Raw genomic sequence first — 19,850 nt, forward strand, 5'->3', positions numbered from 1 at the left:
CGACAGCGATTAACTGCTCTCTGGACTAGCTTTCTGTTATCCTTCACCTAGAACTTCTTTCAGCCAAGGAAGCTCCTCTCTGCAGTGCGATGACCAGTAGGTGGACTATAACATACTCAATCCTTCGTCGATTTAACATTTCAATTATAACCGAATTATAAAAAACTTCATCCCTACTTGTCAATGAGAGGCTTGTGTAGTCGAGCCTTTACCCGCCGATCCGCAGAAAATGCTGCCTTTACTATGATCAGTACAGGAACCGCTACAACCATCCCTATCACTCCACCGATTTCTCCCCCAGCCAACAAAGCCCCAATAATGAACAGCGGATGAAGATGCAAGCTCTTGCCAACAATCCAAGGAGAGAGAATATTTCCTTCAATGAATTGTAAAGCAAACACGATAATGGCTGTATATATAGCCATTTTAAAAGAAATCATAAGCGCCACAAAGATCGCTGGCACAGCTCCAATCAGCGGTCCAAAATAAGGAATCACATTCGTAACGCCTATAATTCCTCCAAGCAAAATCGGATAAGGAAGACCAATCATCGCAAATAATAGCGATGCTGCTCCTCCGATTAATAAGCAAACGAAGAGCTGTCCGCGAATGTAGGAGCCTAACGAATAATCGAGTTCATTCACAAAGCGTAAAGCCCGAGTGCGCCATCGCTTCGGCGTTATTTTCCAAGCTGTTTTCTTGACGCGGCTCATATCTTTCAATAAATAAAAAGAGATGAAGGGAACAATCGCTAATAAAAATAAAAAATTGATCGCTTTCATCAATATGTTCATAAACTGTTCGACTAACCCGGTTAACCAGCCTTCAAAGCGCATGAGCCGCTCGCGAAGCTGCTCTTGCAAACCATCTGGCCAATTTAATGTTTCTACTTGCAAGACGATCATTTGTTGTTCATACATTTGTGATATTTTTGGCGCACTCGCCGATAAGTCCCTCAGCTGCTGAATAAATAATGGCGTTCCTTTAAATATCGCAAAGCCAAAAAGCCCAAAAAATAAAATGTAAATCATAATAATAGCCCCTACCCGCGAAATCCCCCGTTTCACCATCGCCTCCACAAGCGGATGAAGCAAATAAGCGATAAAGCCACCTAACAAAAACGGTAATGTACTAATCCATATCCAATGAAAAATCGGCAACAACAATGACCTTAGCAAAAACAAGACATATATCGTTAATAACGTTAATAAAGCCGCACTCGCCATATAAAGCCACTTTAATTTGATTTTGCTTTCCATGATGAAAAAACATCCTTTTTGCTTAGTTTGTGGCAGAATAGATGCTATTTATTCATTGACAACATATTTTTTTCAACTAAACAAAAACAAGATTGCTATATCGCACCCTTCTTAATAGCTAACTATATTCTTTTCCTCTATAATAACTTAATAAGTTCTGTGTTTTTCTTATAGTCATTGCATAAATATTTTTATAAACCCTAATTTTTAGATGAACTAACTATATATTTACTTTCAATAAGGAGGAAAACAAAACAAACGTGAAAGAATTTAATCGGAAAGATATCGAATTATTAGTGAAGGAATGTAACATCTCTGCTTCCCCCAAAAATGAATTAGTCACCATTGAGGCACTTCCACCTCAATGGACATGTGTCGGAAAAGGAACAGATGCTGCGGTGTTTGTCCACGCTGATTTTCCTCAATATGCATTCAAAATATATGCTCACGCCAAAGAAGAAACTAGGCGGAATGAAGTAAAAGCATACGAAAAACTTAACAATCACCCTTACTTTCCTACGTTTTACGGAACAGGTGAACGGTTTATTGCGATTAGCTACGAACACGGAATCCATTTACAAGACTGCCTCATCGAAGGAATAAATATCCCATCTCGTGTGATTGAACAGGTAGACGAAGCCATCGCTTATGCTCGTCAAGTCGGACTCAACCCTCGCGATATTCATTTGAAAAATATTATTATGCAAGACGAGACGATCAAACTGATTGACGTGTCTGAATATGTGTTACCAGGAGACGACAAGCGATGGGAGCATTTAAAAGAGGGCTACCGAATGTACTACCCACTCATCCGTCATCGTAAAATCCCTATTGAACTAATTGACTTTGCTAAAGGTCATTATCAAAAATATCAAGCAGTTGGATTTTCCAATAAGATGATCAACCAATTGCTTTCGCTGTTTGCAAAAAATCAAAGCAAAGAGGATGCCCGATGAGATGGGCATCCTCCTTGCTTAATGTACGGATCGTTCCAGCCCATACGTCGCTGGTCAGCGCCTTCCGCTTTTCTCTGTCCAGCTACAGGCGCTAACGACTAGTGGACTTCCGACATCCTCCTTGCGATAAGTCAACATCGATTCACTGGCGTTCATCGTGTTTCCTTTATCTCGTGCGGATGACTCCAGTCCATACGTCGCTGATCAGCGCCTTCCGCTTTTCTTTATTAAAACATTCTTCTCATTCTTTTGAGCATTCTACCGCCGAATGTGGAGTTGTTGCGGTTAAACACAGCCATTACAGCCATCCCCGCGCCCAGTCCGACTAAAGAAGTCATTGTTCTAGACATAGTATCCGCCTCCAGGTTTAGTTTTATTCAGGCTCCGCTTTTCTTTGTCTAGCTACAGGTGCTAACGACTAGTGGACTTCCACGTTCCTCCTTGCGATAAGTCAACATCGATTCACTCGCGTTCATCGTGTTTCCTTTATCTCGTGCGGATCGCTCCAGTCCATACGTCGCTGAACAGCACCTTCCGCTTTTCGTGATGTCCAGCTACAGGCGCTAGCGACTGGTGGACTTCCGCTATCCTCCTTGCGATAAGTCAACATCGATTCACTAACGTTCATCGTGTTTCCTTTATCTCGTGCGGATCGCTCCAGTCCATACGTCGCTGAACAGCACCTTCCGCTTTTCAGGTGTCCAGCTCCGCCTCCTAGACACTCGAGTCAAATGTCAGCCTGACTGCATGGCTGAAGTACGCCATTTCGTCATTCTGTCATTTGCTTGTCGTGTCTGAACAGTCGGCTCCGCTTTTCGGTTATAAACTCATTTTTCTTTGGTCTTCCTCAAACAGGTCGTCGAGGGAGCTGAGTGAGCCGTCTTCTTCGACTTGATGGACGGAGATGAGGTCGTCGATAACGGAGAGTTCGATAAAGCAGTTCCAGCAGTAATACTGGGTGGTGCCGATTTTTCCGATTTCTTTACCTTGACAGTTTGGGCATGTGAGCATGTATGCCACCTCGCACTTCTCTTAGCTTTTTGCTAAAAGGGTGTCCACGTTCAAGGCTTTTTATACATATGTCAAGAAAGAATGATCTCGACAGCTTTAGTATGGTCTTAGTCTAGAAAATCATAAGGCGAAACATTTTCCATGCCGATCATTGGATCAATCGCTGTCATTGTTTCCTCTGTTAATGAAAGAGGTTCTTCACTCTTTACCTGTTGGTTTTGCGGATGCAACATGACGAGCAGTTTTTCTTTAAGGGTCGTTTTTCGAGTTAGATCGTCATTTCTTTCGATTCCCATTCGAAACGCCTCTTCTTCCCCACATAAAATGAGAAATTGTTTACTTCTTGTAATCGCCGTATACAATAAATTACGCCTTAACATGCGGTAGTAGCTTTTCACGACTGGCAAGATCACAATCGGGAATTCACTTCCCTGTGATTTATGAATCGAACAACAAAACGCGTGCGTAATTTGATTCAAGTCCGCTCTCGCATAGGTGACTTCATTGCCGTCATAAGAAACGATCACCATATCCTGTTTTTCGGTATTTTCTTTTGCATAAAAGATCGAAACGACTTCGCCAATATCACCGTTAAAAATATTTTGCTCCGGCTGATTCACAAGCTGTAACACTTTATCACCGATTCGATATTCCACATCACCAAATGCTAGCTTTTTGCGCGAGCCATCAGGGTCTCCATTAAAGATTTCTTGCAGGATGACATTCAGTCGATCAATCCCCGCGGGACCTCTATACATCGGTGCGAGTACTTGAATATCTCGTGCCGTAAATCCTTTTTTGATCGCATTTTGGACGACTTTCTCTACAACTTCAGGAATTTGCTGCACCCGACACGTTAAAAAGGAGCGATCCTTTTGCTGTTGAGTGACGTTCGTCGGTAGTTTTCCTTTTTTAATTTCATGCGCCATTTCAATGATGGAAGACCCTTCTGCTTGACGATAAATGTCGGTCAAGCACACGGTTGAAATCACTTCTGAGGCGAGAAGATCTTTTAACACTTGCCCTGGGCCAACAGATGGGAGCTGATCTTCATCGCCGACTAGCACCACTTGGATATCATCAGGAAGAGCTTTAAATAATTGATGAGCGAGCCACGTATCAACCATCGACATTTCATCAATGATTAATAATCGCCCTTCAATTTCCCTTCCTTCCTCATCGTCTAGCGTTTCTTGACCGTTAAAGCCAAGCAATCGATGGATCGTCACAGCAGGCAGACCCGTCGATTCCGCCATTCGTTTCGCCGCTCGCCCAGTCGGTGCCGCTAATTTAATCGGAAAGGGCTCATCCTTCCCATAGCTGTTCGGATCAAGTGAACAACCATGTAACTCTGCATACAACTCAACAATCCCTTTAATAACGGTCGTTTTTCCTGTCCCTGGTCCTCCAGTTAACAACATCATCGGCGACATTAAAGCCGTTTGAATCGCTTCTTTTTGCGTCGGTGCATATTGCACACCAGTTCGCTCCTCTAAATCACCGAGCGCCAACAAAAATTCGGACTCAGGAAATTGATCTTCGTATTGTTTTTGCTTTAATAGCCGTTCAATATTCGTCACGAGTCCTTTTTCGGAAAAAAATAAAGAAAGTAAAAATACACGATCGTTTTCACCGACTACTTTCCCCTCTTCTTCAAGAGCGATTAACTGCTTAGCAATCGCTTCAAACGAAATTTCCTCTCGACCGCTTTTTTCAAGCAATGCTTTCACCGCCTGCAATAACGGCTCAGCTTCTAAATAACAATGGCCTTCCTGCAAGCATTGCTGTTCCACCGTAAATAAAATGCCGGCTTTCAAACGATCCGGATGCTCCCCTTGAATACCGATTTGTGCGCCAAGTTCATCAGCACGACCAAAACCGATCCCTTCTATATCTTCCACAAGTTGATACGGGTTTTTTTGAATGATTTCAATCGATTGCTGCTGATACGCTTGAAAGATTTTCATTGATAACTGCGGACCAAAGCCGTATTGGTTGAGGGCAATCATTACCTGCTCTAATCCTTGATGCTCAAGCAACGTCTCGTATAGCTTTTTCGCTTTATCCGCCGGCAGCCTTGGCACTTCTTCAAGCACAGCCGGGTTGTCCAAAATTTTGGAAATCGCTCCATCACCGAGCGTCTCCACGATTTGTTCGGCCGTTTTTTTACCGATCCCTTTAAACAATTCACTCGATAAATACGTCACAATTCCTTGCTTCGTTTGTGGAATTTCTTTTTGAGCCACTCTCGCATGGAACTGACGCCCGAATTTCGGATGCTCTTTGAAATTCCCGTAAAACACATACATTTCCTGCTCATGAATTTGTGGAAAGTAGCCGGTAACGACCGCTTCTTTTTCATCATAATTATCGTTCGTTTCTGACACGCGAATGCGTAAAACGGAGTAAAAGTTCTCTTTATTGTGGAAAATCGTGACAAGATGGCGACCTTTTACATACTTTTCTCCATCCGCGAATAAATCCATCGAATCCTGTTCCATATGCGCCACCCCTCACTAGTCTTAACTTTCTTCTGCTGCTTTTTCGATCATTTTCTTCCCGTATCCTGCTAGCATATGATCCGGCTGTACTTCTAACGCTTTATTAAACATCACCATCGCTTTTTCCGCATCCTCTAAATGACCAACATAAGCGACACCGAGGTTATAATACGCATCAGCATGCTCTGGATCAGCTTCGATGACTTGCTCTAATTGAGCAATCGCCTCATTTAACGCATTTGCTTTCGCTAACGCTAAGCCGAATTGGAAACGAGCTTCTGTATCTTCTTCATTCAGTTCAACTGCTCGCTGTAAATAAGGCAACGCCAACACTGCTTGATCTAGCTGCATCAACGTCATTCCTAGCATGAAAAAGGCATCGCTTTCCTCTAACCCTTTATGTATCGCTTGCTCAAACTGTTTACAAGCTTCCTCTAAATAATTTTGCTCATATAAAAACGTACCGAATGCATAATAAGCGGCTCCAGCTTCTGGATCTACTTCAATCGCTTTTTGATAAAACTTTTCCGCTCGCTCCAATTCGCCAATCGTTGAGAGCACATGTCCAAAATTAATATAAGCCGTCGGTTCTTCTGGCGCTTCTTCAATTCGTTCTGTGAACAGCTTTAACGCCTCTTCAATTTTTCCTTGCTGTAAAAACTCAATACCTTGTAAATTTTTATCCATAATCCACCTCTAACTGTTTTATAAAAAAATTATAACATATACAAAGAAAAAACCTTTCAAGCAATAAAATGCTTCAAAGGTTTTTCCAGCTATTTAGCCGACATACGTCAGACGTTCACCATTTTTAAACACTTGATCGATCGTGCCGCCGCCAAGACATGCCTCGCCGTCATAAAAAACGACAGCTTGTCCAGGTGTAATCGCGCGAGTCGGCTCGTGAAACTCCACATTCACCTTGCCATCTTCTAACATATGAACCGTAACTTTATTGTCCTGCTGGCGATAGCGGAACTTCGCTGTACATTCAAAAGTTGACGGCTTTGGCTGATGCACCACCCAGCTAATATTGTCCGCAATCAATGAATTGGAGTAAAGCAATTCATTATGGAAACCTTGCTCCACGTATAGAATATTGTTCTCCAAATCCTTCCCAACAACAAACCAAGGGTCACCAGAACCACCAATGCCAAGACCGTGGCGCTGACCGATCGTGTAGTACATCAAGCCGTCGTGACGCCCTTTCACTTCGCCGTCCATCGTCGTCATATCGCCAGGCTGCGCTGGTAAGTATCCACTAAGGAACTCTTTGAAATTACGCTCACCGATAAAACAAATGCCGGTACTATCTTTTTTCGTCGCTGTCGCCAGTCCAGCCTCCGTCGCAATCTCGCGTACTCGTTTTTTATCAATATCGCCGATGGGAAACATCACTTTCTCTAATTGCTCTTGCTGTAATTGATTTAAAAAGTACGTTTGATCTTTGTTTTCATCAAGGCCGCGTAGCATTTTGACTTCATCGCCACTGCGATCGACTCGCGCGTAGTGTCCCGTCGCCAAATAATCCGCGCCGAGGTTGATCGCATGCTCTAAAAAGGCTTTAAATTTAATCTCTTTATTGCACATGACATCAGGGTTCGGTGTTCGCCCTGCTTTATATTCATCAAGGAAATAAGTGAATACTTTCTCCCAATATTGTTTCTCGAAATTGACGGCATAATAAGGAATGCCGATTTGATTACATACTCGTATGACGTCGTTGTAATCCTCTGTTGCTGTGCAGACGCCGTTTTCATCCGTGTCATCCCAGTTTTTCATGAAAATGCCGATGACATCATAGCCCTGCTCCTTTAATAAAAGGGCCGCAACCGAAGAATCAACTCCGCCAGACATCCCTACTACGACACGAGTATCTTTCGGTGCTTTGTTCATTCAGTCCACTCTCTTTCTTTTTGCTTACGCTTTCGTTAAGCGGGCAGTAATTTGGGCAATCGCTTTTCCTACTTGTTCGATTTGCTCGGATGAATTTCCTAATCCAAAGCTAAAACGAATCGAATTGCGAAGGCGATCGGATTCTTTGCCAAACATCGCTACTAGTACATGTGACGGTTCAATCGCTCCTGCTGTGCAAGCTGAGCCACTAGAAGCCGCAACACCTGCAAGGTCAAGATTGACAAGCATCGCCTCAACATCCGTTCCCGGAAAGCTTAAGTTTATCACGTGCGGTAACGCTTGCTCAAGTGATCCGTTTAGATGGAAATCGACTTGATGAGCGGATAGATGATCAAGCAGTTGCTGTTTAAAGCCGATGTATTGCTGTCTTTTTTCTTCTCGACTTGCCTCGGCGATTTCCACCGCTTTTGCCAACCCAACAATCGCTGGCACATTTTCCGTTCCGGCCCGACGTTTTCTTTCTTGCTCACCACCAAATACTGTTGGCGATAAAGCTAGCCCTTCTTTTGCATAAAGAAAGCCGATGCCTTTAGGGCCATTGATTTTATGCCCTGACGTTGTTAATAAATCAATCTGTTCTTTTTTGACGTCAATCGCTTGTAGTCCGTACGCTTGGACCGCATCGGTATGAAACGACGCTTGATGATCTTGTAACAGCTCACCAACTTCTGCGATCGGCTGAATCGATCCTACCTCATTGTTTCCATACATAATCGAAACTAAAATCGTATCCTCTCTAAGCGCCGCTTTCACATCCTCGATTGAAACGTGACCATACTCATTCACAGGCAAGTATGTGACTTCAAAGCCTTCTTTCTCTAGCTGTGCACACGTATGCAACACCGCATGATGCTCAATGGATGTTGTAATAATATGACGACCTTGTTCCTTCATCGCTCGCGCGGTACCAACAATCGCCAAATTATCCGCTTCTGTTCCACCACTTGTAAAAATAATTTCATTAAAATCAGCACCAATACTTGAAGCAATCGTCGTTCTAGCTGCGTCTACCACATGGCGTGCTGCTCGTCCGAATGAATGAATGCTCGATGGATTACCGAACACTTCAGCCATTTGAACACTCATTACTTCAATGACTTCTGGATGAACAGGCGAAGTCGCCGCGTGATCTAAATAAATTCGTTGCATGTCGATCACCCCTTAAATGTAGAACATATAGCCGTCAGATTCACCTTGATCGGTATGCTTTGCTAAATCATCTAACGTCGTATTTTCTAGTACGTTTTTAATTGCGTCACTAATGCGAATCCATAGCTCTCGTTTCGCTGGCTCTTCGTCTTCAATTCCTTCTACTAAACTGATCGGTCCCTCTAGCACGCGAATGACGTCACCAGCAGTAATGCTTTCCGGCTCTCTCCCAAGCACATAGCCACCGTAAGCTCCACGAATACTGCGAACTAGTCCAGAATTACGGAGCGGTGCGATCAGCTGCTCTAAATAATGCTCTGATAAGTTATGAACCTCGGCAATCACTCGCAAAGAAGTCGGCCCGTCTCCATGCCGCTTCGCTAATTCAATCATAATCGTCAAACCATATCGACCTTTAGTTGAAATTCTCATATATTTACACCTCGATTAGTTTCTTGTTTCCGTTGATTTACTCTTGAAATAATACTATCTGAAAGTCGCTGGCATTGCGGCAAAGAAATCCCCACCGCTGTGCCCATAATAAAACTAAATAAAAATGTACCAAAGCTGACCGGTCCACCGATCGCCCAAGCAATCGCTAATACAATAAACTCCATGCCACGACGAATGTGAGAAACCTTCCAGCCTGTTTTCTTCATCACAGCGAGCATAAAACTATCGCGCGGACCAGCGCCGAGCTGAGCTGAAAGATAAAAAGACATCCCATAGGCCATAACGATCGTTCCTACAACAAACATACACAACTTTCCACTAAAAGTAGACGGTGTGACAATCATCGGCATATGTAAAAATAAATCGATAAAAATTCCGACTAGCACCATATTTAAATAAGCTCCGAATTGTGGCCATTCACGTAAATACATAGAAGCAATCGCTAAAATGAAAAAACCAACGAGCACAGACCATGTACCTACCGTTAATCCGATCCGTTCATAAAGACCCACGTGAAGCGCATCCCACGGCGTCGCTCCGAGATCGGCTCGAATTAACAACACAATGCCAAGAGACATAAATAAAAGGCCAATCGTAAAGATCATTAGCCTAACCACCATATTCCCTTGCTGTTTCATCCGCTGAATCCCCTGTTCATATATATCTTATTATACCTATATAAATTGTACCAGTTCAAACGGTCGCTTCCGCTATTATAGCATAGATCAGTAAACAAATAACATGATCACAACCGATTCTATATGGTAAAGTGGAGAAAAAGACTCGGAAAAAGAAATGAGGAATACATATGAAGCCATTAGCCTTTCGCATGCGCCCACGAACAATTGAAGAAATCGTCGGACAAAATCATCTAGTTGATGAAGGAAAAATTATTCACCGCATGGTCGCGGCGAAGCAACTATCCTCAATGATTTTATACGGACCACCTGGCATTGGAAAAACGTCGATTGCTAGTGCAATCGCTGGCAGCACGAAATATGCCTTCCGCGCATTAAATGCCGTCACAAGCAATAAAAAGGATATGGAAATCATCGCCGCAGAAGCGAAAATGTCTGGGAAAGTAATTTTACTGCTCGATGAAGTCCATCGTTTGGACAAAGGCAAACAAGATTTTTTACTGCCTTTTTTAGAAAACGGTATGATTACGTTAATCGGTGCGACAACGAGCAACCCGTATCACGCCATTAATCCGGCCATCCGCAGCCGCTGTCAAATTTTCGAACTAAAGCCGCTTACACCAGAACAAATAAAAGAAACATTATCGAGAGCGCTTAAAGATGAAGAAAGAGGACTTGGAAAATATCCAGTAGAAATGGAAGAATCAGCGCTAGACCATTTCGCACAAGCAAGTGGTGGTGATGTTCGCAGCTCGTTAAATGCACTGGAACTGGCTGTCTTATCCACCCCGCGTAATGATGACGAATGCATTTTCATCCATCGAGACATTGCCGAAGAATGCTTGCAGAAGAAAAGCTTCTCTCATGATAAAGATGGTGATGCTCATTACGATGTGTTAAGCGCCTTTCAAAAGTCGATTCGCGGCAGTGATGCCAATGCTGCCCTTCATTATTTAGCTCGATTAATCGAAGCTGGCGACCTGCCGAGCATTTCCAGAAGACTGCTCGTCATCGCCTATGAAGACATTGGTTTAGCAAGCCCGCAAGCGGGGCCACGTACATTCGCCGCCATTCAAACAGCGGAAAAAATCGGATTCCCAGAAGCGCGAATTCCGCTTGCCTCCGCTGTGATCGAGCTGTGCTTATCACCGAAATCAAACTCCGCCATTTCTGCCATTGATGCCGCTCTCGCCGACGTTCGTTCTGGCAAAAGCGGAGACGTTCCTGATCATTTAAAAGATGCTCACTATCAAGGAGCGAAAGAACTCGGACGTGGACTGGAATATCAATATCCACATGACTTTGAAAGCGGCTGGGTCAAACAGCAATATTTGCCGAATACAATAAAAAACAAACGCTATTATGAACCGAAGAAAACAGGGAAATTTGAGCAGGCGCTTTCGGGGATTTATGAGAAAATTGAGAGAGGGAAATAACAATTTTTCCTTTCTCTAATATGCCGACGTGAACTTTATTAATAAATGTTATTAGCACACAGCCCTCTAGCTAGACAATAATGGTTTAGCTGGAGAGCTGATTTCCTATCACTTCAAATAATGTTGATATGCTTCCTGAAGACATTGTGGAACATCTACACCTAATTCATCTTCTAATCGCTGTTTCACTGTTTGATAAAATGTCACAACATCCGATTTTTTATTTTGTTTAATAAGAAATAGAAGCATATCATACATGTACTCTTCATTGTACTCATCTAACTCTAGCATTTTCTGCAAAACTTGTAGTTTTAACACCGAGTGTTCCTCAGCTTCCGCACTCCGAATGTAGCTCTCAAGTGAGTGTAATATCCGCTGTTTCAACTGATATTTTAACTGTATAGCCCATTCATACTCTTCTCCTAATAAAAAATCGCCATTGTACAAATGTAATATTTTTTGAATGGATGCTTCATTGTATCGATCTTGGTCTAACATTGCATTTAATTCTTCATAATCACTAGTCAGTTCTACTTGTAACTGGTAGCAATTATTTACTAATATAACAGGCTGCTCAATTCCTTGTGGCTTAAATACTTTTCTTAAGTGATAAATCGCTGTATGTAGGTTACCCGTAGATTTTTCTTCATCTATTTCAGGCCAAAGTACTTCTTTAATAACTGAACTGTGCATCGATCTATTTCTATTCATCCATAAATACAAAAACAATTCTTTCACTTTTTTTGTACGCCACTTGACTACTTCTTGATTCGGAGTGAGCAATTGAAAACTACCTAGCGTACGGACATAAAACGCATTGTTTTTTTGCCTATTATCAACATGAATTATTGATTTTTCTGCCTTTCTTAGCGCTTTAATTAATCGTTTTTCATGCACGGGCTTTAACAAATAATCCACCGCATTCACTTCAAAAGCATCAACCGCAAACTGAGAATGGGCGGTGACAAAGATCACTTGTATAGATGGATAGTTTTCTAGCAAATATTGTGCGACATTCAAACCGTGCACTTCGATCATTTCCATATCTAAAAACACAATATCAATTGATTCTTTATCTAACAGTGGGAAAGCATCCTGTGCATACGTGAATGCCCCTTTGATGTTAATCGAAAACTGTTGTAGCTTGTTCAACATAATCGTTAGGACGTCGATGGCTATTTTTTCATCATCAATGATTACGATATTCATCTCAATTTCCTTTCTGGTAATGAAATCATAATGGTCGTTCCTTCTCCTTCCTTGCTCAACAATTGAAACGAAGCATTCTTTATTAGTTTAATCTTTCTAAAAGGATTAGAAAACCCAATTCTTGGATTGCCCTCATTTATCAGAATCTTTTGATCGGCTTCTCGTATTCCTACACCGTCATCTTGAATTTTAATACGCACCGTATCACCATCACGTTGGACACTTACTTTGATCGTGCCACCTTCCTGCTTTTTGGAGATGCCATGAAAAACAGCATTTTCAACAAGAGGCTGGAGAGTCAACGCTGGAATTCTCACCTCAATCGTTTCATCTATCTCATATTTAACAGCGAGGCGCTCACCAAAACGCATTTGTTCAATATATAAATATGCTTGGACAAGCTCTAATTCCTCTGCTAATGAAACGAAAGCATGACGATAATGAACATTTAGTTTCGCTCGAAAATAAGTCGATAAGCAATATAAAGCTTCACGTGTTTGATCGATATTAGTATAACTGAGACCGATAATCGTGTTTAACGTGTTATACACAAAATGCGGTGTTACTTGAGCATATAAAAAGTTCATTTCATTCTCAATCGCTTCAACAGAGGACTGACGAACAGCAAGATAAGAGCGTATACGTATAAACAACTCATCCATATCAATCGGCTTTTGAAGGTAGTCATTCGCCCCGACTTCTAGTGATAAGACTAAATCGGCATGCTTCACAACAGCAGTTAAAATAATGATCGGCAATTCAAGCATGTCATAATCTTCTCTAACCTGTCGACATAGATCGTATCCAGACATCTCTTCCATCATTAAATCAACAAGCATTAGATCAACCTTCATTGTTTTCAAATAGTCTATAGCATCGAATCCGTTATCAACAGCAATAATCGAATACCCTTCTTGCTTAAGGGCGTCTACTAACACTTTAATATTAACATGATCGTCATCCACAACTAAAATTGTTTTTTCATTCACGAAGTGTTCAATAGGAAGCTCCAATTTCAATATTTCAGTTTCATTAGAGACAGGTATCCGAGCGGCGGCTATTTCAATCATTGCCTCTGTCGCCAATGGGATAGTAAAAGTGAAAGTTGTTCCCTTCCCGAGTCGACTCGATACTTTAATTTGCCCATTCAAAGCTTCTACGATGTTTTTCGTAATACTTAACCCAAGCCCTAAACCACCTTTTCCATTATGAGGGTTCACTTGGTAGAAAGCGTTAAAAATATGCTCTAAATCACGTGATGGGATACCGATACCTGAATCACTCACTTGGATTTTAAGCATTTCGTCTTGCACTTCCGCACGAACGGAAATCTCCCCTTGTTCTGTATATCGAAATGCGTTGTACACTAAATTATAAAGCACTTGTTTAAAACGTAATTCATCTGTATGCATCGGTGGCAACGCTTCATCTATATTGCATATTAAATGAATATTATTTGGGTTTTGCACAAGCACCTCTACTTCTTCTATAACTTCATTCATCACTGTTACTGGCACCACTTGCATGGAAACTCTTACTTCTCCTGTCATATAATTCGACGAAAATAGTAAATCTTCAACGAGGTGTTCCAGTCTTTTCGTTACATTATGGATTAACATCACATTTTCCTGTTGTACTCTCTTCAATGGTCCTTGCGTGCCTTCCATTAACGATTTAGATACATTTAGTATCCCATTCAACGGTGTTCGGAGTTCGTGCGATGTCTTTAATAGAAATTCATCCTTCATTCGATTGTATGCTGTTAATTCTTCTGATAACTTTTGTGCCTTTTCATACGACACATTTGCTCGATAACTTAACAGAGAAGAAAAGCCGAACAACACTAGTGAGAACAATAATAAAGCGATATGGTCTATCGGTACACCAAATAAAAAATTGAGCACCGCCAAAACGGTATAACAAAAGAGAGAAGCTAAAACGATTAAAATATACTTTATCCCGTCTAAATCACGAACGACAGCTTTCGTTAATACAAAAATATTATAAAAAATCACTAAAACCAACACTAAAACATACATATTTTGACGAAGAAATATTTCTTCACTTGTTAAATCAACAGGGTATGAAAAAAAGCCACAAACAGAATAAAACAAGACACCGACAATCAAAATGACAAGAATCCCTGCGTTGATCCTTTTGTTAGATAATTGTGGAAACATATAATAAACAAACAGAGTCATACTAGCTAAAGCAAGCAGCGCTGTCCCCAACTGTATACTCACCTGTACATTCATATCGATATCCGAATTCAAAACGAAGAACCATTTCTGATTGATAAGAGACATATGAAATCCAAACAATACAGCAAACAATCCGAAAAACAACTCTTCCTTTCGCTTTCTATTTTGCCAATATGAAATAAGGTAAATCAGCCCAAATACGATATATCCAACGATCCCCAAGACATCCACTAACATTCTCCAGAGATAGCCCTGTTGAATAACATCTTTTTCACCAAATTGGATCGGATATAATATCCCCGCTTTCGGATAAGAATGATTACCTACATGAATCATAAGATCGATCACTTGATTCTCACTTTTACCAAACACAACATATTTATCATCATTTTCCTTTTCAAATGTTGCCACAGACTCACTAGGTTTCCCCATCCCCCCAACTTCTTCACCATTGATGAATACACGATTGGCTTGGCGAATCGTTTTTATATAAAAGCCGTATTCTCCATCTTTAGGTACATGAATGTTCAAATGGTATGTACCGACTGCCACCCCTTCCGTATTCGGCTCCACATAATTATCCCATGTCTTTGGAACAGGGATTTCTAATCGATTCGCTTTATATGGTTCTAGAGATTGCGTTGGTAAAAGGAGCTCGTTCGGATAAAAAGACCATTCACCGTCTAACTGCCATACTGAATTCTCTTGCAGATCCGCTTCAGTTAACGTTAACTCTCCATCTTTTACTATTTTCCGACTGCCAGATTCGAAATAACTCCAATTCTCAAACAGAAACACTGAGAGAAATAACATGATAATAGTAACGATAATTGTTATATTCTTCTTCATTATCATACGTCCTTTTTCACAATTAGTTATATCTACATAGAAGACGATACTCTCTCTATCTACTTCTATTATAAGTTTTTACATAGTTATCTTCATCACTTTTTACTTCCACCCATTTAATGCGACAATGGATGAAGCTAGTAACAATTTGTTTTTGGACATATTTTATTCCTCCTTAATTTCAAGCTATAATAATGAACAACCTGTTTTTTTATTATGGCTTGAAATTATAAAATGGCTCGTATCCTATCCACCATTACAGCTAATGGTCCCTTCTTTGCAGCTGGTTTAAAAAAATAAATCCTTTGGAGTGATCAAAATGGAGACAATCGAAAAAATCATAGCGGAACGGCGAACATATTCAGCGATTCAAGATACACATGCTCATCTGTACGCTCAAATGATTTTCCCTCTTCAAGGAGAGTTATCCATTCAAACAGAGACCCAAACGCTTCAGCTGGATGATCAAACCTTATTTTATATTCCACCTCAGTGCGATCATACCTTTCATTCAGCTGCTCGAAACGAATGTTTAGTATTAGATATTCCTTACTTTATGCTATCGCTGAAAGAGTTACGGAATAGAAGCACTTCTATCGGATTAACAGACCATTGGAAAGGGATTCGGAACTTGCTTTTAAATGAAACGGGCAAAAAAGCGGCACTCAAGGAACTCTATCCTTATATTTCCTATCATTTACTTCAAGCACAGCAACCGAAGTCAATTCAATATATTCATGAACATTATGATGAACCGATTTCGATCAGCCAGCTCGCCGCCCTTGAACATTATAATCGTACTTATTTTTCCGAATGGTTTATGAAGGAAACCGGGAAGTCCCCAGCTTCCTATATAAGAGATGTACGTTTAAATAAAGCGAAAGAATTGCTACGTCACACAGACTTACCTCTTCTACACATCGCGCTTCAAGTCGGATTGGAGCATCAATCATCGTTAACGAGACTTTTTCAAACGTACGAAGGCATGACACCGAGTCAATATCGTAGAAATACAGAATATAAGTAAAAATAGACCCGACATTCGGTCAAATCCAGTACATCAACATGTCGTATCCTTACATAAAGTGAAACTTCAATCTGTGGGGGTTTTCTTCATCCCCCACGGATTGTTAGTTGAACCAATCGGGCTTTTACGGGCTGTTGATCTCCCACCTACACGTCTGCGTCCCTTCTGTCATGTTGAGGCGGGAGTCTTACAGCCCGTTAATGCGGGATAAAGAAAGGACGTTGATCTGGATGCACACCATGTTAGGTATATTATTTGCTCTTTTATGGTCGTCTGCGGCGATTGCCACGAAATTTGGATTGCACTCGACTACACCGTTAGCACTAGCCACCATTCGCTTACTATTAGCCGGAAGCTTATTGTTTGTTTATATTTATCTAGTAAAGAAAACATACCGCTGGCCTCGATTACATGAATGGAAACCACTTATCATTTTAGGGGTCTTGAATACGACCATCTACTTAGGCGCTATTTTTTGGGCGTTAAAAAGCATCTCTGCTGGTTTATTTAATTTATTTGTCACCGTAAATCCTTTTATCGTCGCTTTGTTATCATGCATTTGGCTGAAACGGCAAGTCACTTTAAAAGAATGGCTCGGCATGATCATTGCCGGGATCGGATTAATAATCGCTACATGGCCCTCCCTGTCTACTAGCGAGGCCACCATTAGCGGGTTGATTATTTTAGGGATAGGGATGCTAGCAATGGCGGTTGGCAGTGTGTATTTCAAAAAGGTCAAGTTAGACCTCCCTAATATCGTCATTAATACTTGGCAAGTCATCATCGGTGGTGTCCTATTAGTCCCCATTACTTACACTCTCGAAAGCGAAACATACTTTTTGCATATAGATAATTATTTGCTCGGCTCCCTCAGTTGGTTAGTACTGATCATCTCGATCGCTACGATGCTACTTTGGTTTTACCTACTGAAACAAGATGCTGTTAAAGCGAACAATTGGTTATTTTTGACCCCGATTTTCGGCTACTTATTAGCGGCGATCTTTTTAAATGAAGCTATAACGATATTCGATATCACTGCTACATTCTTTGTGCTAACGGGATTACTGCTTTCAGGAAATATTACGGTTTCTTCTAAACAAATGAAAACAGTCAAAGCTGATGGATAAATGAACTACATCGCCATTAAAATTGAGAAGATAAATTTTCATACCAATCGGGGAATGCGGCATCGAGTTCCTTGTTCCAGTTTCTCTTTTCATAATTTGCGACATTCCACACTTTCTCTTTGATTGCGGGGAATTGCCAAAACAACTTTCGCCCTGAATGTAGCTTTGAAATAAAGTTTGATCAAAAGTGCATTGCAAACATTGATTTTGCAATAGAAGAAACCCACACATTTTGAAAATATGGATCAAAATGCGTGGGTTTTGTTTTGGAGTAGATTTAGTCTTTATAAAAAATTTGATCGAAACATTTTATAAACATCGCTGTTATTTGGTTCAAATAACACATTGGTCTAGTTGGTAGTTCCTTCATTCATCATTTTGTTTGTCCGTCGTAAGTATGAGTACTACTGTTTAGTCAAAAAGAACTTGGAGTTCATCGAGGGGAGAATATACCTTTTTCCTGCCCTTCCTCGAAGGTTGTTAATTGAAATTCTTCATATTCAGTTTCATCCAACAATAAAACTTTTGTCAAATCCTCTGAAAATACGAACCAGCATAATAATGCATCTTTCGAACTCTCTTCTACGATTTTCATAGTATAGTTAATCAGATCCAAAGTTTTCATTTTCATATAAATATCTTCGGTCTCTGTCCATATTACAGTGCAAACACTAGAATCATTTTGGAACAACTGATTGATATCGGAAATTATAATTTTAAAATCTAAGGAAGTCATTGTTCTCAAAACTTCGCCTTTATTAATTCTTGTCCATAGGTTGGTTCCTAATTCTTCAGGATGAGAGGCGACAAACTCATAAGGCGGAAAATTCATTTTGCTGTATTTTTGTTGAATTAGTCTCTGTCTATTCAGATGCTTTAAGTTTTCTATTTTGCTCTCTCTCGAATTGTTATCCATTATTCTCACCCCTTTTTCTAAAGCCTCTTTTATTTTCAGGATAATGTCCTTTTCCAGCCTTCTTCCCAGCTTTATAAACTTTATAACCGTCATACGCTGCAAATCTCTCATTAATAACTGTCCATGCATCGTAATGGTGATAGGTAAGCCTTTGAAGTTATCACCAGCTTTTCCCCCACCCCACACCGTGCGTGCGAGTTTCCCCGCACACGGCGTTCCATCTAATCATCAATAGTCAATTTCGCATTATTTTAATGAATTGTAACCACAGAGTTTTCTGTATTTGTTCAATTGTTTTAAGTTTATATAGGCTGGTAAATCCTTCAATTTTAAATTCACATCATGTACGAATTTATGTGATATATTACTTAACATTACAAGATTATTGTAACTATCCGTACCACCCAAGCTTCTAGGAATTTTATGATGTAAATGAATTTCTTGAGGGTCCATTAACAAATAAGGTTTATCTAAAATCGGTTCTTTTTTGTAATGGTTCAATAAACTAGGGATATAAATAATATTACTACTGTTTCTCCCAGTTTTCGTTCGGTTTTCAAAGAAATAGTTCAACCACTCTAATGCTTTATATTCTGTTTGATTTGGTTCCCACAATTTGTGTACTTCATACATATAATTAGTTGTACTTTTTACACTATGTTTCCTCATCTCCCAAAGGTCTAATAGTTGACCGTTTACCATAAAGCTTACATGTGGGTTTCTGACTATATCAATTTTAACCTCTCTGCGTCTAACCATCTTTTTAATAAGCAATAAATGTATTCTACTTATAAGCCACGTTAAATTCGTGCAGATATTGTAGTAATTAAATATTCCTCTTATATATACGATGAAGTAATCTAAATTGCCCTTCCAAAGACACCATTCAAGTCTTCGTTTCGTTTCTTTCCAAAGTTTCTTTTGGTCTTTAACCGAAATGATAAACGAGTTCTGTTTGGTACTGTTCGTTTTTCGGTATTTAAAACCCAAGAACTTCAATTGTGTGTCCCCATGGATTGGGATAAGTTTTGTTTTCTCACGGTTTATTTCTAATCCGTTTTCTTTACACCAATCTTCTAGCATCATTATTGCATCGTATATATCATATTTTCCTTTGCTAATTAATACAAAGTCATCTGCGTACCGAATTATTTTAACTACCCTACGATTTTGCAACCAATTAAAATAAAACTCTCTACCA

At 40.4% G+C, this 19,850-nt stretch carries 18 protein-coding genes; 4 read left to right on the forward strand and 14 right to left on the reverse strand.

Translation table 11 applies throughout. The features are described 5' to 3' along the window. Nucleotides 1–173: 173 nt before the first annotated feature. A complete protein-coding gene (locus ACSVDJ_RS12315) occupies nucleotides 174–1,259 on the reverse strand; it encodes an AI-2E family transporter (RefSeq protein WP_439169028.1) in 1,086 nt (361 codons plus the stop codon). Nucleotides 1,260–1,519: 260 nt separating this feature from the next. On the opposite strand from ACSVDJ_RS12315, the gene ACSVDJ_RS12320 reads away from it, so the two are divergent. Beyond that, on the forward strand, nucleotides 1,520–2,215 hold the full coding sequence (locus ACSVDJ_RS12320; protein ID WP_439169029.1) for a protein kinase family protein: 696 nt from the start codon (nucleotides 1,520–1,522) through the stop codon (nucleotides 2,213–2,215). A gap of 227 nt (nucleotides 2,216–2,442) precedes the next feature. Here the strand turns inward: ACSVDJ_RS12320 and ACSVDJ_RS12325 are convergent, their stop codons facing one another. The 9 genes from ACSVDJ_RS12325 to ACSVDJ_RS12365 form a co-directional block, all read right to left on the reverse strand. Continuing rightward, a complete protein-coding gene (locus ACSVDJ_RS12325) occupies nucleotides 2,443–2,565 on the reverse strand; it encodes a DUF3918 family protein (protein WP_439169030.1) in 123 nt (40 codons plus the stop codon). A 122-nt stretch (nucleotides 2,566–2,687) separates the two neighbouring features. Then, on the reverse strand, nucleotides 2,688–2,843 hold the full coding sequence (locus ACSVDJ_RS12330; RefSeq protein ID WP_439169031.1) for a hypothetical protein: 156 nt from the start codon (nucleotides 2,841–2,843) through the stop codon (nucleotides 2,688–2,690). Nucleotides 2,844–3,034: 191 nt separating this feature from the next. Further along, on the reverse strand, nucleotides 3,035–3,226 hold the full coding sequence (locus ACSVDJ_RS12335) for a YrzR-like zinc ribbon domain (protein ID WP_439169112.1): 192 nt from the start codon (nucleotides 3,224–3,226) through the stop codon (nucleotides 3,035–3,037). Between the two features lie 107 nt (nucleotides 3,227–3,333). Then, a complete protein-coding gene (gene recD2 / locus ACSVDJ_RS12340) occupies nucleotides 3,334–5,727 on the reverse strand; it encodes an SF1B family DNA helicase RecD2 (protein ID WP_439169032.1) in 2,394 nt (797 codons plus the stop codon). 21 nt (nucleotides 5,728–5,748) lie between these two features. After that, entirely contained in the window at nucleotides 5,749–6,414 is a 666-nt protein-coding gene (locus ACSVDJ_RS12345; protein ID WP_439169033.1) for a tetratricopeptide repeat protein, read from the reverse strand. Nucleotides 6,415–6,507: 93 nt separating this feature from the next. Then, complete coding sequence (mnmA, locus tag ACSVDJ_RS12350) at nucleotides 6,508–7,623, reverse strand: tRNA 2-thiouridine(34) synthase MnmA (protein ID WP_439169034.1); 1,116 nt, start codon at nucleotides 7,621–7,623, stop codon at nucleotides 6,508–6,510. Between the two features lie 24 nt (nucleotides 7,624–7,647). After that, the gene (locus tag ACSVDJ_RS12355) at nucleotides 7,648–8,793 is read right to left on the reverse strand and encodes a cysteine desulfurase family protein (RefSeq protein WP_439169035.1); all 1,146 of its coding nucleotides are present in this window, start codon (nucleotides 8,791–8,793) and stop codon (nucleotides 7,648–7,650) included. A gap of 12 nt (nucleotides 8,794–8,805) precedes the next feature. Beyond that, nucleotides 8,806–9,225: a cysteine metabolism transcriptional regulator CymR gene (gene cymR / locus ACSVDJ_RS12360; RefSeq protein ID WP_439169036.1), complete on the reverse strand. Its 420-nt coding sequence runs from the start codon at nucleotides 9,223–9,225 to the stop codon at nucleotides 8,806–8,808. Continuing rightward, the gene (locus tag ACSVDJ_RS12365; RefSeq protein ID WP_439169037.1) at nucleotides 9,222–9,884 is read right to left on the reverse strand and encodes a YczE/YyaS/YitT family protein; all 663 of its coding nucleotides are present in this window, start codon (nucleotides 9,882–9,884) and stop codon (nucleotides 9,222–9,224) included. Before ACSVDJ_RS12365 ends, cymR begins: the two co-directional genes overlap by 4 nt. A gap of 170 nt (nucleotides 9,885–10,054) precedes the next feature. Here ACSVDJ_RS12365 and ACSVDJ_RS12370 point away from each other — a divergent pair, with 170 nt between their 5' ends. Then, nucleotides 10,055–11,320: a replication-associated recombination protein A gene (locus ACSVDJ_RS12370; protein WP_439169038.1), complete on the forward strand. Its 1,266-nt coding sequence runs from the start codon at nucleotides 10,055–10,057 to the stop codon at nucleotides 11,318–11,320. Nucleotides 11,321–11,428: 108 nt separating this feature from the next. Here the strand turns inward: ACSVDJ_RS12370 and ACSVDJ_RS12375 are convergent, their stop codons facing one another. Continuing rightward, a complete protein-coding gene (locus tag ACSVDJ_RS12375; protein ID WP_439169040.1) occupies nucleotides 11,429–12,529 on the reverse strand; it encodes a response regulator in 1,101 nt (366 codons plus the stop codon). Continuing rightward, the gene (locus ACSVDJ_RS12380) at nucleotides 12,526–15,579 is read right to left on the reverse strand and encodes a sensor histidine kinase (protein ID WP_439169041.1); all 3,054 of its coding nucleotides are present in this window, start codon (nucleotides 15,577–15,579) and stop codon (nucleotides 12,526–12,528) included. The genes ACSVDJ_RS12375 and ACSVDJ_RS12380 overlap by 4 nt, the downstream gene beginning before the upstream one ends. Nucleotides 15,580–15,898: 319 nt before the next feature. On the opposite strand from ACSVDJ_RS12380, the gene ACSVDJ_RS12385 reads away from it, so the two are divergent. Beyond that, nucleotides 15,899–16,606 (forward strand): helix-turn-helix transcriptional regulator, encoded by a 708-nt coding sequence (locus tag ACSVDJ_RS12385; protein WP_439169042.1) that lies wholly within the window; start codon nucleotides 15,899–15,901, stop codon nucleotides 16,604–16,606. Nucleotides 16,607–16,845: 239 nt separating this feature from the next. Continuing rightward, nucleotides 16,846–17,733 carry an EamA family transporter gene (locus ACSVDJ_RS12390; RefSeq protein ID WP_518618954.1) on the forward strand — a complete coding sequence of 296 codons (888 nt, stop codon included), beginning with the start codon at nucleotides 16,846–16,848 and terminating at the stop codon, nucleotides 17,731–17,733. Nucleotides 17,734–18,166: 433 nt separating this feature from the next. On the opposite strand, the gene ACSVDJ_RS12395 is transcribed toward ACSVDJ_RS12390, so the two are convergent. Both ACSVDJ_RS12395 and ACSVDJ_RS12400 read right to left on the reverse strand, forming a co-directional pair. After that, nucleotides 18,167–18,835 carry a hypothetical protein gene (locus ACSVDJ_RS12395; RefSeq protein WP_439169044.1) on the reverse strand — a complete coding sequence of 223 codons (669 nt, stop codon included), beginning with the start codon at nucleotides 18,833–18,835 and terminating at the stop codon, nucleotides 18,167–18,169. Between the two features lie 60 nt (nucleotides 18,836–18,895). After that, a complete protein-coding gene (locus tag ACSVDJ_RS12400; protein ID WP_439169045.1) occupies nucleotides 18,896–19,825 on the reverse strand; it encodes a group II intron reverse transcriptase in 930 nt (309 codons plus the stop codon). Nucleotides 19,826–19,850: the final 25 nt, after the last annotated feature.

It is taken from the genome of Bacillus sp. Hm123, from assembly GCF_051842975.2.
Taxonomy (GTDB): Bacteria; Bacillota; Bacilli; order Bacillales; family Domibacillaceae; genus Bacillus_CE.

Coding starts and splice junctions, on each gene's coding strand:
- ACSVDJ_RS12345 (WP_439169033.1), bottom strand. CDS start 6,414: ATGGATAAAAATTTACAAGGTATTGAGTTTTTACAGCAAGGAAAAATT.
- mnmA (WP_439169034.1), bottom strand. CDS start 7,623: ATGAACAAAGCACCGAAAGATACTCGTGTCGTAGTAGGGATGTCTGGC.
- ACSVDJ_RS12375 (WP_439169040.1), bottom strand. CDS start 12,529: ATGAATATCGTAATCATTGATGATGAAAAAATAGCCATCGACGTCCTA.
- ACSVDJ_RS12365 (WP_439169037.1), bottom strand. CDS start 9,884: ATGAAACAGCAAGGGAATATGGTGGTTAGGCTAATGATCTTTACGATT.
- ACSVDJ_RS12325 (WP_439169030.1), bottom strand. CDS start 2,565: ATGTCTAGAACAATGACTTCTTTAGTCGGACTGGGCGCGGGGATGGCT.
- cymR (WP_439169036.1), bottom strand. CDS start 9,225: ATGAGAATTTCAACTAAAGGTCGATATGGTTTGACGATTATGATTGAA.
- ACSVDJ_RS12380 (WP_439169041.1), bottom strand. CDS start 15,579: ATGAAGAAGAATATAACAATTATCGTTACTATTATCATGTTATTTCTC.
- ACSVDJ_RS12315 (WP_439169028.1), bottom strand. CDS start 1,259: ATGGAAAGCAAAATCAAATTAAAGTGGCTTTATATGGCGAGTGCGGCT.
- ACSVDJ_RS12335 (WP_439169112.1), bottom strand. CDS start 3,226: ATGCTCACATGCCCAAACTGTCAAGGTAAAGAAATCGGAAAAATCGGC.
- ACSVDJ_RS12355 (WP_439169035.1), bottom strand. CDS start 8,793: ATGCAACGAATTTATTTAGATCACGCGGCGACTTCGCCTGTTCATCCA.
- ACSVDJ_RS12330 (WP_439169031.1), bottom strand. CDS start 2,843: ATGAACGTTAGTGAATCGATGTTGACTTATCGCAAGGAGGATAGCGGA.
- ACSVDJ_RS12370 (WP_439169038.1), top strand. CDS start 10,055: ATGAAGCCATTAGCCTTTCGCATGCGCCCACGAACAATTGAAGAAATC.
- ACSVDJ_RS12390 (WP_518618954.1), top strand. CDS start 16,846: ATGTTAGGTATATTATTTGCTCTTTTATGGTCGTCTGCGGCGATTGCC.
- ACSVDJ_RS12385 (WP_439169042.1), top strand. CDS start 15,899: ATGGAGACAATCGAAAAAATCATAGCGGAACGGCGAACATATTCAGCG.
- recD2 (WP_439169032.1), bottom strand. CDS start 5,727: ATGGAACAGGATTCGATGGATTTATTCGCGGATGGAGAAAAGTATGTA.